Consider the following 15,369-nt stretch of genomic DNA (forward strand, 5'->3'; position numbering starts at 1 on the left):
GTGGAGCTGGTCGTGGATGCGCTGGAGCACCTCGCGCTCCTCGGCGCCCACCTTCACCGTCGTCTTGCCGCCGGCATCGGTCTGGAAGAAGGTGCGGTCGACCTGCTGAAGGCGGCCGACTGCCTGGACCGCTACCGGCTACCCCTCACGCACTGGTGGCCCGACCCGTCGTACCTGCGTATCACCGTTCCCAGCTGGCTGCACGCCGTGGCCTTCGACCTCGTGGTCCGCAGCGAGCAGGCCCGCTTCGACGGCGCCACCCACCACGATGCCCTCACCCACGCCCTGGCCCTCCTCGGCCAGGACCAGTAGGAGCGTCATGAACTTCGACGACTGGGAACACGCCCACACCGACTACGTTGCCTCCACCACGCGACCTGGCCCGGCAGGACTCGCCACCAGCGACGCCGACTGGCGCCACCACCTCGAACACGACACACCCAACGGGTGGCTGCTGCGGCCAGACGGCAACGCCATGCTGCGGACACTGACCAGCCGACAGCCGATCTACCTGATGCACATGACCAGGGCGCTGGAGGCGATCCGCACCAGCGGGCAGGTGAGCCCGTCCGCCGGCTGCCTGGTGGGGGCGCTGTACTGCGCCCCGCTCACCGCCGAACCTGACGGGCTACGCCCTCACAATCTGGGCGCCTACCTGCTCGAGACCAAACGCGGCACCCAGCAGCCTCTGGTCATCGAGATCCCCCGCGACACGCCGATGCCCGCCAAGGGGCTGGACTACCTGCGGCTAGGCGGTATCCACCTGCGGACCTACCTCACCCACCGCGCCTTTCTCACCGACGCCGAGGACGCCCGACTGCGCCTGGCGGCTGTAGACCGGGTGCGCACGGCGGCCGGTTTCCTCGACCTGCTGATGGCCATCGCCTGCGAGAGGGTCGACATCCCGGACGGTGAATTCGTCGACCGTCTCGCCGCGGCCGTGCCGATCTTCCCGTACATCGGCTACCTGTACTTCGAGGTGCTGTCGGAGTACCTGCTGCTCCACTCCACAGCACCCCAGACCAAGGCGTACGCCGACGCCGGGGAGATGAACAACCGCCTGTACAAACAGATCGCGTTCAGCGCGGTAGCCACCATGGGCCGCCTGTTCGACCTGGCGCTGTTCAACCCGGACCACCGCCAGCTGCTGCACCTCGTCGGGCAGGTCGAGCCTGGCCTGGCGGCAGGCGCGCCCGCCTACACTCGACGCCGCCTGCCGTACTTGTTCACCTGCCTGGCGCTTCCCCCGGGCCAGGACGCGACATCCGTGACCTTCCACGGCGCCGACTTCGACACGCTCACCGAGGTCGCGCCGCACCTGCTTGGCCAGCTGGTCTTCCGGGATATGCGCACCAGTGCCCGCTACCCACGGCTCTACCCCGCCGTTGAGCAGGCCAAGGCGCTGGAGGCACACGTTTTCTGGAACAGCCGACACATTCCGGCCCCATTCAACGGCGTCCTCCCAAAGGGCGAGATCGGCGTCAACCCGGCCTGGCCGGCCAGCCCCAAGGTGTGGGCGGTCGAGACGTGCGATCGGGGCCTGCTCCACCCGGTCGAGCAGCTCGACGTGATATTCGTTCCTCGCCTCACCGACCTATACCTGACCGCCATCGGCCACGCCGGTCCCCCCAAGAACGCAGCCACGCCGACCGCATCTTGTTAGGGTAGGCCGCCGAGATGACGACGGCCTGACCGTGAGATGAACAAACCGCGACAACCTGCTGCCCCCGGGCAGGTAGCACCTCCTCTACGTGCCGAGCACTCACCTGTCCGGGAGACGCCGATGACCGACAAGGCCACCGTCGACGTAGTGGTCCTCACCATGAACGACCGTCCTGACGTGTTCCCTCAGGCGATGGCCTCCCTCCTCGCTCAGCAGGATGTCGACCTGCGCGTGGTCATCGTGGGCAACGGCGTCACACCCGACCACGTGCCCGGCGGCGTGCACACCGTCACCCTGCCCGTCAACGAGGGCATCCCCCAAGGCCGCAACGTCGGCGCCGACGCCCTCGCCGGAACGGGCAGCGGCGAGTTCATCTTCTTCTTCGACAACGACGCCATCCTCCCGACCAACGACGTCTTGGCCCGGCTCGTCGACGAAGCCCGCCGCCGCCCCGGGGCCGCCTACATCCAGCCCCGCATCGCCGACCCTGACACCGGAGTCACCCTGCGTCGCTGGGTCCCGCGACTGCGCGCCAGCCGCGCCGTCCGGCCCGGCACCGTCACCGTCATGGCCGAGGGCGTGGTCCTCGTCCGCCGCAGCGCCTACGAGCGGGCCGGAGGATGGCCCGGCCATTTCTTCCTCTTCCACGAGGGCATCGACCTGTCCTGGCGGCTGTGGGACCTCGGCCGCACCGGCTGGTACGCACCCGACATCGTCATCCACCACCCAGCCACTGACCCCGCCCGGCACGCCGCGTTCTACCGGCTCGTCGCCCGCAACCGGGTCTGGCTCGCCTACCGCCGCCTGCCCGCTCCCCTGATCCCCATCTACCTGGCTACCTGGACACTGCTGAGCGTCATCCGGATCCGGTCGCGGGCGAACCTCGCCGTCTGGGTTGGCGGCCTCTGGGAAGGCTTGCGCGGGGGACACGGACAGCGCCGGCCGATGTCCTGGGCTACTGTGCTGCGGCTGACTTTTGCTGGTCGGCCCCCGATCGTTTGAGCGCCTTGGATCCTCGGCCTGCCGCTCCTCGGTGACCGCCGTCTCCCCTGACCCCAGACATACAAAAAGGCTCTCGCCCTGCGTGGAGGGGAGGTGGTCACAACTCGTCCCAGGCGGAGAGCAGCGGGTCGGCGGCGGCGGCCGGAGCCGTGATCGACCAGCGGCCCGACGGCAGCTCCAGCGAGCACGAGCCGTCGGCCAGCCGCCTGGTGGGGAGCCGCTCGGCCAGCCCCATCAGGAAGGTGCCGTTGACGGTCATGCCGTCCCAGGTGCCATGGACGGGGAGCACCGCGCGGGCGGTCACGCCGGGCGGGACGCGGAAGACGAACTGCAGGCCATCGGGCCCGGCGCGCCATCCCGACTCGACGGTGCCCGCGGGGCTGTCGTACCTGGCGTGTGCCTGTCGTAGCAGCGGGACGGGCCCCGGGCGCAGCAGCGGTTCGGTGAACCCGCCGTTCACCCCGCGGGGGTCGTCGCCGACCCCGGCGACGTGGCGGAAGAGCCAGTCGCCGACGCAGCCGTAGGCGTAGTGGTTGAAGGAGTTCATCGTCGGGGTGTGCATGCCCCGCCGGTGGTGCCAGGCGTCCCACCGCTCCCACATGCTGGTCGCGCCCGCCCGCAGCTGGTAGCGCCAGGAAGGGTGCCCCTCCTGGTTGAAGACCCGGCAGGCGACGTCGTGGTGGCCGGTCTCCGAGAGCGTCGGCAGCAGCAGCGGCGTGCCGACGAAACCGGTCATGAGCCGGTGGCCGTCCGCCCTGACCAGCTCCGCGAGCGCCGCCGCGGTCCGGGCGCGGTGCTCAGGCGAGACGAGGTCCCAGGCCAGGGCGAGGGCGTACCCCGTCTGGGTCTCGGTGCGCAGCCGATGCTCGGTGAGGAAGGCCCGCTGGAAGGCGCCCGAGACCATGGTCGAGGCCTCGCCGTACTCCCTGGCGTGCGGCTCGCCGAGCACGCCGGCGACGTCGGCGATCAGGCGCAGGCTCCGCGCGAGGGCGGCGGTGGCGATCAGGCTCTTGGGCGTCTCCACGGTGCCGGGGGCCAGCCAGTCGCCCAGCGCCCGGCCGGGGCGGACCCCGTCGTCGCACTGCGCCAGGCAGTAGTCGGCCCAGCGCCGCATCGGCCCGTACGCCCGGCGCAGGGTCCGGTCGTCGCCGTAGCGCCGCCACAGCAGCCAGGGCACCTCCACGATCGCGTCGGACCAGACCGGCGAGTCGAAGCCGTACTCGGGCAGCACCGGGGCCACGTGCGGGACGGCCCCGTCCCGCCGCTGGCCGTCGATCAGCGTCGTCACCCAGCCGGAGAGGAACGCCTGGGTGTGCCGGAGGAAGCTCAGCGTCGAGGCGAACACCGAGATGTCGGCGGTCCAGCCGGCCCGCTCGTCACGCTGCGGGCAGTCCATGGGCACGCTGAGCAGGTTGCCCTCGGCGGAGGCGACGATGTTGGAGAGCAGCTGCCTGACGGCGGGGTCGGAGGCGGTCAGGGTGCCGGTGACGGGCAGCGCCGAGGACAGGAGCACCGCCTCGGCGTCGCCCTCGGACATGCCGCCGGGCCATCCGGTGACCTCCGCGTAGCGGAACCCGTGGAAGGTGAACACGGGCTCCGCGACGTGGCGTCCGGCGGGGAGCAGGAACTCGTCGCGCTGCTCGGCCGTGCGCAGGTTGGCGTCGTAGAGGCGGCCGGTCGCGGTGAGCTCCTCGCCGTGGCGGACCACCAGATGGACCGGGTGGGGCGTGTCGATCCGCAGCCGGAGCCGTCCCACGACGTTGCGGCCGAAGTCGAGCAGGTGAACACCCGGGACGGGCTCGGTGACCGACACCGCGGCCAGGGTGCCGATCTCCCGCACGGGGGGAGCGGGGTCGGCCTCCACCAGCAGACCGGGCGGCGGCTGCGCCACGGCCACGGCCCGCTCCCGGCCGGGTGGGGTTTCGCCGGTGCGGGGCGAGGGTTCGAGATCGGGGGAGGAGACGAGGCGGGCGGTCTCGCCCATCACCAGGTCGGCGCGGGGCATGCCCAGGTCTCCGGCCGTCCAGCCGGGGCCGGTGGCCGCGAGCGGATGAACGCCCTCCGGGTCGCGCAGGAACAGCCGCGCGCTGGCGGCGGGGTGGTCGCCGTATCGGCGCGGCCCACCCGCCGCGACGTGACCGGCGTACCAGCCGGGGGCGAGCCAGATCTCCAGCAGGTTCTCCCCGGTACGGAGCAACGCGGTGACGTCGGCCAGCCGGTAGCGGACCCGGCGGCCGTAGTCGGTCCAGCCGGGGGCGAGTTCCTCGTCGCCGAGCCGCTCACCGTTCAGCAGCGCCCGGTAGACGCCCAGCGCGGTGGTCGCCAGCCAGACCCGTCCCGGCCGAGGCTCCCAGCCGAACGTCCCGCGGAGGCGGACGGCGCCCTCGCCGCTCTCGTTCCCGCCGTCCTCGACCCAGGGGGCGTCCCAGGCGCCGCCCGCGCGCAGGCCGGTCACGAAGGTGCCGCCGAGGTGCCCGGCGACCGACCAGGTGTACGGGGTGAGCGGCTCCAGCACCTCTTCCGGGACATCGGCCCAGCTCGTGCCCGGCGGGAGGTCCCGCGCCCACACCTCGCGCCCGCCGGTGGACACCGTCAGCCGCTCGGGATGGAGCAGCCTGGCCGCCCAGGACAGGCGCGGGGAGGGATCGTCGACGCCGACCGGGTCGGTGAGCCCGCAGGTGTGGCAGGCGACCGCCTCGGCGGGCGGGGAGGAGCCGACCGGCACCTGGCCGCCCGAGACGGCCCGTGCCATGCCGGGGGTTCCCGGGACGTGGATCATGCGCCGAGACCCGTCGTGAAGGCGTTGTGCAGTCCGTCGATGTCGACCCCGTGCAGGCTGGGCGCCATCACGTTGATCAGCAGTACGAAGCAGGCGTCGTGGTCGGGATACATCCACCACTGGCATCCGGAGGCGCCGCCGTGCCCGTAGAGCCGCCGCTCCAGCAGGCCGGGCGCGGAGTGGCGCAGGTTCCAGGTCAGCCCCCAGTCCTGGCCGGCGTTGACCGGGTCGGGCTGCAGCTTGACCAGGCCTGTGGTCTGGGGTTCCGTCATGGCGGCCAGCGTGATCGGGTGGACCGGCGCCCGGTCGCCGCGGAGCAGGGCGCTGCCCAGCGCGAGCAGGTCCTCGGCACGGGAGAACAGGCCCCCGGCCGGATGCCGGAGCCGGACGAACCTGTCGTAGTCGACCCCGAGCAGCTCGACGGCCCTGACCTCGGCCGGGTCGCAGGCCGGGTCGAAGGTGATCCGCCCGCCGCCGGGCACCAGCGCGTTCAGGTCGGTGTCGATCACGTCGGCCAGATCCCTGCCGGTGACATCCCTGATCATCTCGGAGATGCCGGCGAAGCCGATGTTGCAGTACTGGCTGAGCGTGCCCGCCTCGAACAGCGCGGGGGCGGCGATCAGGTGCTCCACCAGGTCGTCGGGGGTGAGCGTCTGCTCGGCGATGCCGCTGGTGTGGGTCAGCAGGTGCCAGAGCGTGACCTCGTCGGAGCGCAGCCCGCCGAAGCCGGGCACCGCGTCACGGAGCGGGCGGCGCAGCGAGAGCAGGCCCCGCTCCACCTGGCGCATGGCCAGCAGGCCGACCAGTGGCTTGGTCACCGAGAACAGCGCGAAGTGGTCGTCGGCGCGGGTCGCGCGTCCGTCGTGCTCTCCGAAGGACTCCAGCAGCACCGTGCCCTGCGAGGTGGCCGCCCCGAGCACCGCGCACGGGAGTTTCCCCTCGCGGACCATGCGCCTCACCCACTCGACGGCGAGCGCGAACGGTTGGTCGGTCATCCTTTGAGTGCTCCTTCTGTGAGCCCGGCGAGGACGTGCTTCTGCGCGAACACGTACACCGCTACCAGCGGCAGCGTGGTCAGCAGGACGTGGGCGAAGACGAGGTTCCACTGCAGGGTCTGCAGCGTGCCGGAGGCGAACTGGAAGAGGGTGAGGGGCAGGGTCGCGTTGTCCTGCCCCTTGAGGAGGAACAGCCCGAAGAAGAAGTCGTTCCAGACGTTGATGACCAGGATGACGCTCCCGACGAAGAGCACCGGGCGCAGCAGCGGCAGCAGGATGCGCGCGAAGATCTGCAGTCGGGACGCCCCGTCGATGGCGGCGGCGTCCTCCAGGTCGGGCGGGAAGGCCCTGACGAACCCGGTGGCCAGGAAGACCACGATGCCCAGCCGGGTGCCGATCAGGACCAGCGCGTAGCCGAACGGCGTGCCGTCCAGGCCGAGCCCGCGCAGCACGTGGACGGTCGGGATGATCGACGGGGGGATGAGGATCGACAGGCTGAGTACGAAGTAGGTCGCGCGCAGCCACCGCGAGTCGCCTCGGCCGTAGGCCCACGCTGCCGCCGCGCCGAGCAGCAGCACGGCCAGCACGACGGGTACCGCGATCATGAGGCTGTTGGCGAGCCCGCCCAGGTAGTCGCCGGTGTCGACGACGGTCGTGTAGTTCTCGACGATCGCCCACTGCCGGGGCAGGCCGAGGCCGAGCTCGGCCGCCTCGCCCGCGGGCTTGAAGGAGTTCACCACGACCAGCCAGAACGGCACGACCACCCAGGGGATCGCGAACAGCGACAGCAGTGTGTACTTGACGACTCTCATCTCGTGACCTCCCTGCGGCGCAGCCACCAGACGAGGGGTACCGCCGTCGCGATCACGAGCAGCGTCACCGTGAGGCTGAGCGCGCTGGCGGAGCCGAAGAACCCCTGACCCCACTGCTGGCGCATGACGATGTTCAGTGCCCTGGTGTGGTCGCCGGGGCCGCCGCCGGTGGTGGCGGCGATCACGTCGTAGGCGCTGAGCGCGCCGACCAGGGTGACCGCGACGTTGAAGGTGATCGCGGGGGCCAGCAGCGGGAACCTCACCCGGGCGAAGCGGGTCCAGGGGCCCGCGCCGTCGACCGTGGCCGACTCGATGAGCTCCCTGGGCACCGAGTTAAGGCCCGCGATGTAGACGAGGGTGATCAGCCCGCTCCACTTCCAGGCGTCCACGAACGCGACCGTGAGCAACGCGGTCGCGGGCTCGCCCAGCCAGGCCCAGTCGATGCCGAGGAAGGAGTTGACCGGGCCCGCCGGATCGAGGATGCCCCGCCAGATGTAACCGGCGGCCAGCGGCGAGACGAGAGTCGGCAGGAAGAACACCGACCTGAACACGGTGTTGACCCGGTCCGTCCGCTGCAGGGCGAGCGCGAGGCTCAGGCTGACGGTGTTCTGGATGGCCATGCACAGGATCGCGTAGAGCACGGTCACCGTGACGGCGTTCGTCAGGAGATCCTGCTCGACGAGCGTGCGGAAGTTGTCCAGGCCGTTCCAGGTGATCTCCGAGCGGAACCCCGTCCAGGCGGAGAAGGCGAAGCGGGCGTTGAGCGCGAACGGCAGCGCGAAGAAGAGCGCCACCAGCAGCACGGCGGGCAGTGCCCAGGGCAGCCAGCCCCGCCGCCCGGGGTCCCCGGTCTCGCCGCCGCCCCCGCCGGCGGGGTGCGGGGCGGGAGGTGTGGTCTCGGTGGCCTCGCTGCCTGGGGGACGCTCGCGCGGGGGTACCGAGGTCACCATCCGGGCAGCCCGGCGGCCTTCGCCGCCTGCTCGACCTGGCCCTGCAACTGGGTGGCGGCCTTCTGTGGATCCTTCTGCCCGGCGATCAGCTCCGACATCAGCGGCGCCAGCCCGGCCATGCCGGGGATGTCGGAGTTGAAGGCGATGACGGCGCCGTTGTCGTACGCCTTCTTGACGTCTTGGAGCACGGGGGAGACGTCCTGCGGACCGTCCACCCCCTGGAGCACGGGGAAGGTCTTCGCGGACTTCACGTAGTCGGCGTAGGCGGGGCCGGTCATGAACCGGACGAAGTCCAGCGCGGCCTGCTCCCGTCCTGCGTCGCCCGTCTTGGGCAGGTAGAAGGTGCCGATCGGCCCCGGCGCGTACGTCACCACGGCCTTGGTGCTCGACAGCCCGGTGAACCCGACGGTGTCGTCCACCTTCTGCTGGTCGCCGCCGGCGGCGGCGAGCATGGCCGGCAGCATGTCGGAGTGCTGGGCGACCATGGCGGCCTTGCCGGTCACCAGGGCCTTCATCGAGTTCTCGAACGTGGCGGTGGTGATGTCCTTGTTGAAGCAGCCGTCGTCCTGCAGCTTCCTGTAGGAGCTCAGCCCGGCCACGAACGGCGAGCCGGGGTCGGCCAGCGAGGCGGTGTGGCCCGCGATGGCCTTGCCGTAGGCGTTGGCCTCGTTGCTGGCGCTGACGTACAGCAGCGGCAGGATCTGCACCGGCCAGATGGATCCGCCCGACTCGAACACGGGCGTCACGCCCTTGGCGGAGAGCGCGCGGCAGGCCGCCGAGAGTTCGTCGAACGTTCCCGGGGGCTTGACGCCCGCGTCGGCGAGGACCTTCTTGTTGTAGTAGAGGCCGAAGACCTGGGGGAAGCCGGTGATGGCCGCGTAGACCTTTCCTCCCGTGGCGCCCGCGCTGCTGTAGAGGTCGCCGGACCTGGCGACGTACGCCTCGCCGGACAGGTCCCTGAGGTTCTCCGACGGGTTCAGGGCGAGCAGGTTGCTCACCGTGGCGTGGTATTCGAGGATGTCCGGCCGCTCGCCGGTGGCCCACTTGGTCTGGGTGCTGTCCTCGAACCCGTCGGAGGGGATCGGGACCAGCTCGATCGTGTGGCCCGACTCCCGCTCGAACCGCTTGTACATCTCCACCAGCGGGGCGGGGTCGGCGGTGTTGTGCCAGAGCGTCAGCGTGACCTTCCCGCCGTCGGTTCCGCCTGGTTCGGCGGCGCCGCCACAGCCCGCCGCGGTGAGGGTGAGGGCGGCGCAGGCCGCGGCTCCAAGCAGTCGTTTCGATACCCTCATGCTCGTTATTCCTGTTCGTCACGGGGTTGGTGATAGCCGGCCTCCGGGCGGACGCCTGCACGCCTCCGGGCCACAAGACATGCGGGTTTCCGTCATGTTTCGTAGAACGTTCTCCATTGTTAGACCAGGGGTGTTTGCGGCGTCAAGGGCTACGTTCGAGGTGACCAACTCGTTAAGAAGTGGTAAAACTCGGGTCTGGCGGGGATGGCTTCGACCGGGTACCGTCGCCTCTGCGTTGCCAGAATGTATTTCGTTCTACACTCGGGCGCCACGCTCGCCCGGCGATTTTCCCCGCTTTCCCCCCGAGGCTCGCCGCGGGGCCGTTCCCGCTTTCGCCTACCGAAGGACTCGCGTGACCACAGGATCAGCACCGCGCCGGGTGACCATCGCCGACGTGGCGGGCCGGGCCGGCGTCTCCACGGCCGCCGTGTCCAAGGTGCTGCGCGGGGCCTACGGGGTCAGTCCCGGCATGCGGGCCAAGGTCCGTGAGGCCATGGACGAGCTCGGCTACCGGCCGCACGCCGCGGCCAGGGCCATGCGGGGCCGTACCTACACCCTCGGTGTGATGCTGTCCGACACCAGGAACCCGTTCTTCCCCGACATCATCGAGGGCGTCACCGGCCACCTGGGCAGCACCGAGTACCAGGTGCTGCTCGGCCCCGGCGGGGACGAGCCCAGGAGTCAGGCGAGGGTGATCGACGCGATGATCGACCGGAGCATGGATGGAATCATCCTGATATCTCCGGTCATGTCGAGTGCGGAACTCGCCGCCATCGCCACCACGACGCCGATCGTGGTGATCGGCCGTCACGGAAGTGCCGCCGAGTACGACTCCGTGGTCGACGACGACGTCGTCGGCGCCCGCCTGGTGGTCGACCACCTGGCCGATCTCGGCCATCGGCGGATCGCCCACATCACCCATCTCGACCGGGGGCGCGCCTCCGGCGCCGACTCCCCGCAGGCCGTCCGCGCCGAGGGCTACCGCCAGGCCATGCGCGCCAGGGGCCTGGCGGAGGAGATCGACGTGGTGGCCACCTCCTTCACCGAGGAGGGCGGCTACGAGGGGGCGCGGCAGCTGCTCGCCCGGCCGGCCAGGCCCACCGCGATCTTCGCCGGCGCGGACGTCGCGGCCCTCGGGGTGCTGCGCGCGGCCTACGAGGCCGGCTTGTCGGTCCCCGGTGACCTGTCGGTCACCGGATACGACAACATCGGCATCGCCTCCCTCAAGCCCATCTCACTGACCAGCGTCGACCAGGACGGACACGTCATCGGGGCCACCGCGGCGCGCCTGCTCGTCGAGCGCATCGAGGGCCGCGGGCGGTCCGTCCTGTCCTCCGTCTCACCCACCCTCGTCGTCCGCGGCACCACCGGCCCACCGGCCGGACAGGAGTGACCGGACGGCGTCGACCCGCCGCTGACCGGGATCTCCTGAAGCACCCCGCCCCGGCACGAGCATCCCGTTGAGCGGTCCCCGCGAGGGACCGCCATGTCACCGTGTTCCGACGCGAAGGAACCCCCCATGAAACGTCTCATCCTCATCGGACCGCTGCTTCTCGCCCTCACCTTCCCCGTCTCCCTGCCGGGAGCCGCGCTCGCCGCCCAGGCGACGACCTGCCCGGTGCGAATCGACCCGGCGAGCTTCGCGAGCGAGGCCCGCCTGCTCGAACTCGCCGAGCGGCAGGAGGACTTCGGCCCTCGGCCGACCGGCTCGGCCGCCCACGACGACTACATCGACTGGCTGGAGGACGAGATCGGCGCGGTCCCCGGCGTCCAGCTCTCCTCACTGCCCTACGAGATCGACCGCTGGGACGGCCTCGCCACGGGGCTGACCGTCGGCGGCCAGGACGTGGCGGTCGCCGCGCCCGTGCCCTTCTCCTCCTCCACCGGGCCGGGCGGGGTGACCGCCCCGCTCACCTACCTGCCCGCGGGCACCGCCATCACCGCGGCGAACGCCGCGGGGAAGATCGTCGTCAGGGATCTGCCCTGGTCGACAGTGCCCAACCTGCTCTTCTACCCGCCCATGCTCGGCTACCACATGTACGACCCCGGCCTCACGATCAACCTGCTCGGCTCCGACTCCATGGAGGCCCCCGCCGGGGCCGACGCCGACCTCAAAGCCGCCGCCGCGGCGGGCGCGGCGGGGGTGCTGGAGGTGAGCCGCCTGCCGCACGCCCAGATCGAGGGGATGTACGCGCCCTACGAGGGTCTGCCGTACCAGGTTCCCGGCGCCTATCTCGGCGTCGACCAGGGCGAGCGGATCAAGCAGGCGCTCGCCGCCGGGCAGCCGGTCGAGGCCGTGCTGACCGTCGACGCGGCGTGGACGCCGAAGACGACCCGCACCGTCCTCGCCACCCTGCCCGGGGTGAGCGAGCAGAAGATCGTCGTGGAGAGCCACACGGACGGCATGAGCCCGGTGTGGGACAACGGCCCGCTCACGATGGTGGAGATGGCCCGCTACCTGGCGTCGCTGCCGGTGAGCTGCCGCCCGCGTACGGTCCAGTTCGCCTTCGTCACCGGCCACCTCTACCAGCACCTCACCGGACCCGGCGTCCGTGAGGGAGGCGCGGGGCAGCTGGCGGCCATGCTGGACGCCGAGTACGACCAGGGCAAGGTCTCCTCGGTCGTCGTCCTGGAGCACCTGGGCGCCCGGCGCTACAACGCGGTCACCCGTGCCGGAGGACTGCCCGGACTGGAGCTCGTGGCCGATCCCTCGCTCACCGAGCTGCTCTGGGTCCCGGTCAGTGAGAGCACGCCCCTGCGTGAGCTGGTCAAGGGCCATGTCCAGCACTGGGACGTGCGACGCACGGCCGTGCTGAAGGGGCTGTCGGCGGCCGACCTGGGCACCGTGCCGCACCACTGCGGCTTCGGGGGCGAGGGCACGCCGTACAACCGGCACCTGCTGCCGACCATCGCGCCGATCGCGGCCCCCAAGACGCTCTTCTCACCGCGTTTCGGGGCCGAGGCGATCGATGTGGCGGTGATGCGCCGGGCGTCGCTGGCCTTCACCGACGTCGTGCTCGACCTCGGCACCATGCCACAGGCGGACGTCGCGGGCGACGTCACGTTCATGCGCGCCCAGCGTGCCTCGGGTACGCCGGGGTGTTCGTGAGCATCGACCGCGAGGCGCTGGTACGGCGGCACGCCGTGGTGCTGACCGAGCCGGACGCGGAGTCCCCGCTGACCGTCGGCAACGGCGAGTTCGCCTTCACCGCCGATGTCACCGGGTTGCAGACCTTCCCCGCCTTCCACGCCGCGAGCATGCCGCTGGGCACCCAGTCGCAGTGGGGCTGGCACACGATGCCCAACCCCCGGGGCTTCACCCTGGAGGACACGATGACCGGCTACGGCCGGGCCCGCTATCCCGACCGGCACCGGATGACCTTCGGCGGTCCGGTGGCGCCGGAGTTCGAGGCCGGTACGTGGTTGCACGGCAACCCCCAGCGGCTCGACCTGGGCAGGATCGGGCTCGACCTCGGCGAGCACGCGGAGATCACCGACCTCACCGGCGTCCACCAGCGGCTCGACCTGTGGAGCGGGCTGCTGCGCAGCTCGTTCACGCTCGACGGCGTGCCGTACGAGGTGGAGACGGTCTGCCACCCCGGACGCGACCTGCTGGCGGTGCGCGTCACCGGCGGGGCGGCGGTGACGATCGCCTTCCCGTACGCCTGTGCGGCCTGGAACGTGGCCGCCGACTGGGACGGTCCGGAGCGGCACGTCACCGGCCACGTCGTCGGCGCCGCACGCTGCGACTTCACCCGGGTGCTGGACGGCGACCGCCACCACGTCGCCCTCGCCTGGCAGGGGCCGGCCCGGCTCACGCCCATCGCCGAGCACCGCTACCGGCTGGAGGGCGCCACCGAGTTCGTGGTGGCCTTCGGGCTCGACCCCGCGGAGCCCGGCCTTCCCGGATTCGCGGAGGTCCGCGCGGCCGCCGCCCGGCACTGGGCCCGTTTCTGGACCGACGGCGGCGCGGTGAGCTTCGAGGGCAGCTCGGATCCGCGCGCGCCCGAGCTGGAACGGCGCGTGGTCCTCTCGCAGTACCTGACCGCGGTCAACTGCGCGGGCTCGCTGCCGCCGCAGGAGACCGGCCTGGTCTGCAACTCCTGGAGCGGCAAGTTCCACCTGGAGATGCACTGGTGGCACGCGGCGCACTTCCCGCTGTGGGGAAGGCCGGAACTGCTGGAGCGCAGCCTGCCGTGGTACCGGAGCATCCTTCCCATGGCGCAGGCCACGGCCGCCGGGCAGGGGTGTCGCGGGGCCCGCTGGCCCAAGCAGGTCGGCCCCGAGGGCAGGGAGAGCCCCAGCACGATCGGGCCGTTCCTGATCTGGCAGCAGCCGCACCCGATCTACTTCGCCGAACTCCTCTACCGGGTCCGGCCGGAGGCACTGCACGACTACCGGGACCTGGTCTTCGAGACCGCGGAGTTCATGGCGTCCTTTCCCGTCGAGGAGGACGGCCGCCACGTACTCGGGCCACCGCTGATCCCGGCGCAGGAGTCGTACGCGGAGATCAGGACGACGGTCAGGAATCCCACGTTCGAGCTGGCCTACTGGTGGTGGGGGCTGGAGACCGCGCAGCGGTGGCGTGAGCGTCTCGGCCTCGCCCGGGACCCGGAGTGGGAGAGGGTGCGGGACGGGCTGGCCGCGCCGTGCGTCAGGGACGGCGTCTACGCGGCCATCGCGGTGGAGCCGTACACGCTCAGGACGGACCACCCCTCGATGACCGGGGCCCTGGGCCTCGTTCCGGCGACGCCGCTGATCGATCCGGAGACCATGCGGGCCACCCTCGACGACGTGCTGGAGACCTGGGACCTGCCGAGCACCTGGGGCTGGGACTACCCGATGCTCGCCATGTGCGCGGCCAGGCTGGGCGAGCCGGGCAAGGCGGTCGACGCGCTGTTGATGGACGCGCCCAAGAACGCGCATCTGGTCTCGGGTCACAACCGGCAGTGGCCCGGGATCCTGCCGCTCTACCTGCCGGGCAACGGCGGCCTGCTGGCGGCCGTCGCGCTGATGGCGGCGGGCTGGGACGGCGGGCCCGACAGGTGCGCGCCAGGCTTCCCCGCGGGCTGGAACGTCCAGGTGGAGGGGGTGCGGGCGATGCCCTGACCCGGACGCGGCACCCGTGCCCTCGCGGCGCGGGTGCCGCGGGTCAGCCGAGTACCCTGTCGGCCGTCGCGCGGTCGGCGAGCAGCGTGACCGTGTAGTGCAGCACGTCCTCCTCCAGCGCGGACAGCCGCTCCGCGTTCCCCGCGCGCACCTCGGCGGCGATGAACTCGGTGACGCCGAAGACGATCAGGGCGGGCACGCTCTCCCTGACCGGTCCCCGGGAGGGGGTCTCCGCCCTGGCCCGCGCGGCGAGGGCACGCAGCATCTCCAGGAAGGGCAGGTAGGCGCGGTCGCGCTGGTCCATCGCCCGCCGGCCCGCCGCGGGGAGTTCGACGAAGTAGGCGCGGGCGTACTCGGGACGGTCCTGCCACCACCGCAGGTAGGCGTGCAGGCCCTGGCGGACGGCGGCGACCCAGTCGTGGCCGGTGCCCTCGGCCGCGGCCAGGATCGTCTCGACCACGCCGGGCAGGTCCCGTTCGCACAGGGCGAGGAAACAGGCCTCCTTGTCGTGGAAGTTGGCGTAGAAGGCGTTGCGCGAGACCCGCGCGGCGGCGATCACATCGGGCACGGTCGTGGCGGCGTACCCCCGGGCCGCGACCAGCAGCAGCATCGCCTGGATCAGGCGGTCGCGCTGCGAGGTGCGGACCACTTCTGGGGGCAGCCCGTGACGGCCGCGGGGGAGGGGCTCACCCTCCGGAATTTTCTTCCGATCCTGTCTTGACATCAATCACAGATCGTACTTCCCTCTGTTAGGAGACGTTCACGTC

Annotated in this window: 12 protein-coding genes; 6 read left to right on the forward strand and 6 right to left on the reverse strand. The window is 71.4% G+C overall.

Going from position 1 to position 15,369, the window contains the following annotated elements:
- The 3 genes from ABT130_RS11180 to ABT130_RS11190 all read left to right on the forward strand — a co-directional run.
- On the forward strand, nucleotides 1–312 hold a 312-nt coding region (locus ABT130_RS11180), incomplete at its 5' end, for a hypothetical protein (RefSeq protein ID WP_350954753.1).
- A 7-nt stretch (nucleotides 313–319) separates the two neighbouring features.
- Nucleotides 320–1,663 (forward strand): hypothetical protein, encoded by a 1,344-nt coding sequence (locus ABT130_RS11185; RefSeq protein ID WP_350925373.1) that lies wholly within the window; start codon nucleotides 320–322, stop codon nucleotides 1,661–1,663.
- Nucleotides 1,664–1,783: 120 nt separating this feature from the next.
- On the forward strand, nucleotides 1,784–2,665 hold the full coding sequence (locus tag ABT130_RS11190; protein WP_350954755.1) for a glycosyltransferase family 2 protein: 882 nt from the start codon (nucleotides 1,784–1,786) through the stop codon (nucleotides 2,663–2,665).
- A 97-nt stretch (nucleotides 2,666–2,762) separates the two neighbouring features.
- On the opposite strand, the gene ABT130_RS11195 is transcribed toward ABT130_RS11190, so the two are convergent.
- The 5 genes from ABT130_RS11195 to ABT130_RS11215 are packed head-to-tail and all read right to left on the reverse strand — an operon-like array spanning nucleotide 2,763 to nucleotide 9,493.
- Entirely contained in the window at nucleotides 2,763–5,444 is a 2,682-nt protein-coding gene (locus tag ABT130_RS11195) for a family 78 glycoside hydrolase catalytic domain (RefSeq protein WP_350954757.1), read from the reverse strand.
- The gene (locus ABT130_RS11200) at nucleotides 5,441–6,439 is read right to left on the reverse strand and encodes a serine hydrolase domain-containing protein (protein ID WP_350954759.1); all 999 of its coding nucleotides are present in this window, start codon (nucleotides 6,437–6,439) and stop codon (nucleotides 5,441–5,443) included. Before ABT130_RS11200 ends, ABT130_RS11195 begins: the two co-directional genes overlap by 4 nt.
- Nucleotides 6,436–7,251, reverse strand: coding sequence for a carbohydrate ABC transporter permease (locus ABT130_RS11205; protein ID WP_350925381.1), 816 nt, complete (start codon nucleotides 7,249–7,251; stop codon nucleotides 6,436–6,438). The genes ABT130_RS11200 and ABT130_RS11205 overlap by 4 nt, the downstream gene beginning before the upstream one ends.
- Complete coding sequence (locus ABT130_RS11210; protein ID WP_350925383.1) at nucleotides 7,248–8,201, reverse strand: carbohydrate ABC transporter permease; 954 nt, start codon at nucleotides 8,199–8,201, stop codon at nucleotides 7,248–7,250. Before ABT130_RS11210 ends, ABT130_RS11205 begins: the two co-directional genes overlap by 4 nt.
- Nucleotides 8,195–9,493 carry an ABC transporter substrate-binding protein gene (locus ABT130_RS11215; protein ID WP_350954761.1) on the reverse strand — a complete coding sequence of 433 codons (1,299 nt, stop codon included), beginning with the start codon at nucleotides 9,491–9,493 and terminating at the stop codon, nucleotides 8,195–8,197. The genes ABT130_RS11210 and ABT130_RS11215 overlap by 7 nt, the downstream gene beginning before the upstream one ends.
- A 352-nt stretch (nucleotides 9,494–9,845) precedes the next feature.
- Between ABT130_RS11215 and ABT130_RS11220 the strand changes: the two genes are divergently transcribed.
- From ABT130_RS11220 to ABT130_RS11230, 3 genes are all read left to right on the forward strand, one after another.
- Complete coding sequence (locus tag ABT130_RS11220) at nucleotides 9,846–10,886, forward strand: LacI family DNA-binding transcriptional regulator (protein ID WP_350954763.1); 1,041 nt, start codon at nucleotides 9,846–9,848, stop codon at nucleotides 10,884–10,886.
- Between the two features lie 126 nt (nucleotides 10,887–11,012).
- The gene (locus ABT130_RS11225) at nucleotides 11,013–12,602 is read left to right on the forward strand and encodes a hypothetical protein (protein WP_350954765.1); all 1,590 of its coding nucleotides are present in this window, start codon (nucleotides 11,013–11,015) and stop codon (nucleotides 12,600–12,602) included.
- Nucleotides 12,599–14,602: a hypothetical protein gene (locus tag ABT130_RS11230; protein ID WP_350954767.1), complete on the forward strand. Its 2,004-nt coding sequence runs from the start codon at nucleotides 12,599–12,601 to the stop codon at nucleotides 14,600–14,602. Before ABT130_RS11225 ends, ABT130_RS11230 begins: the two co-directional genes overlap by 4 nt.
- A 43-nt stretch (nucleotides 14,603–14,645) precedes the next feature.
- Here ABT130_RS11230 and ABT130_RS11235 read toward each other — a convergent pair whose 3' ends face one another.
- Entirely contained in the window at nucleotides 14,646–15,326 is a 681-nt protein-coding gene (locus tag ABT130_RS11235; protein ID WP_350954769.1) for a TetR/AcrR family transcriptional regulator, read from the reverse strand.
- Nucleotides 15,327–15,369: the final 43 nt, after the last annotated feature.

Source organism: Streptosporangium sp. NPDC001681 (genome assembly GCF_040298085.1).
GTDB lineage: Bacteria > Actinomycetota > Actinomycetes > Streptosporangiales > Streptosporangiaceae > Streptosporangium.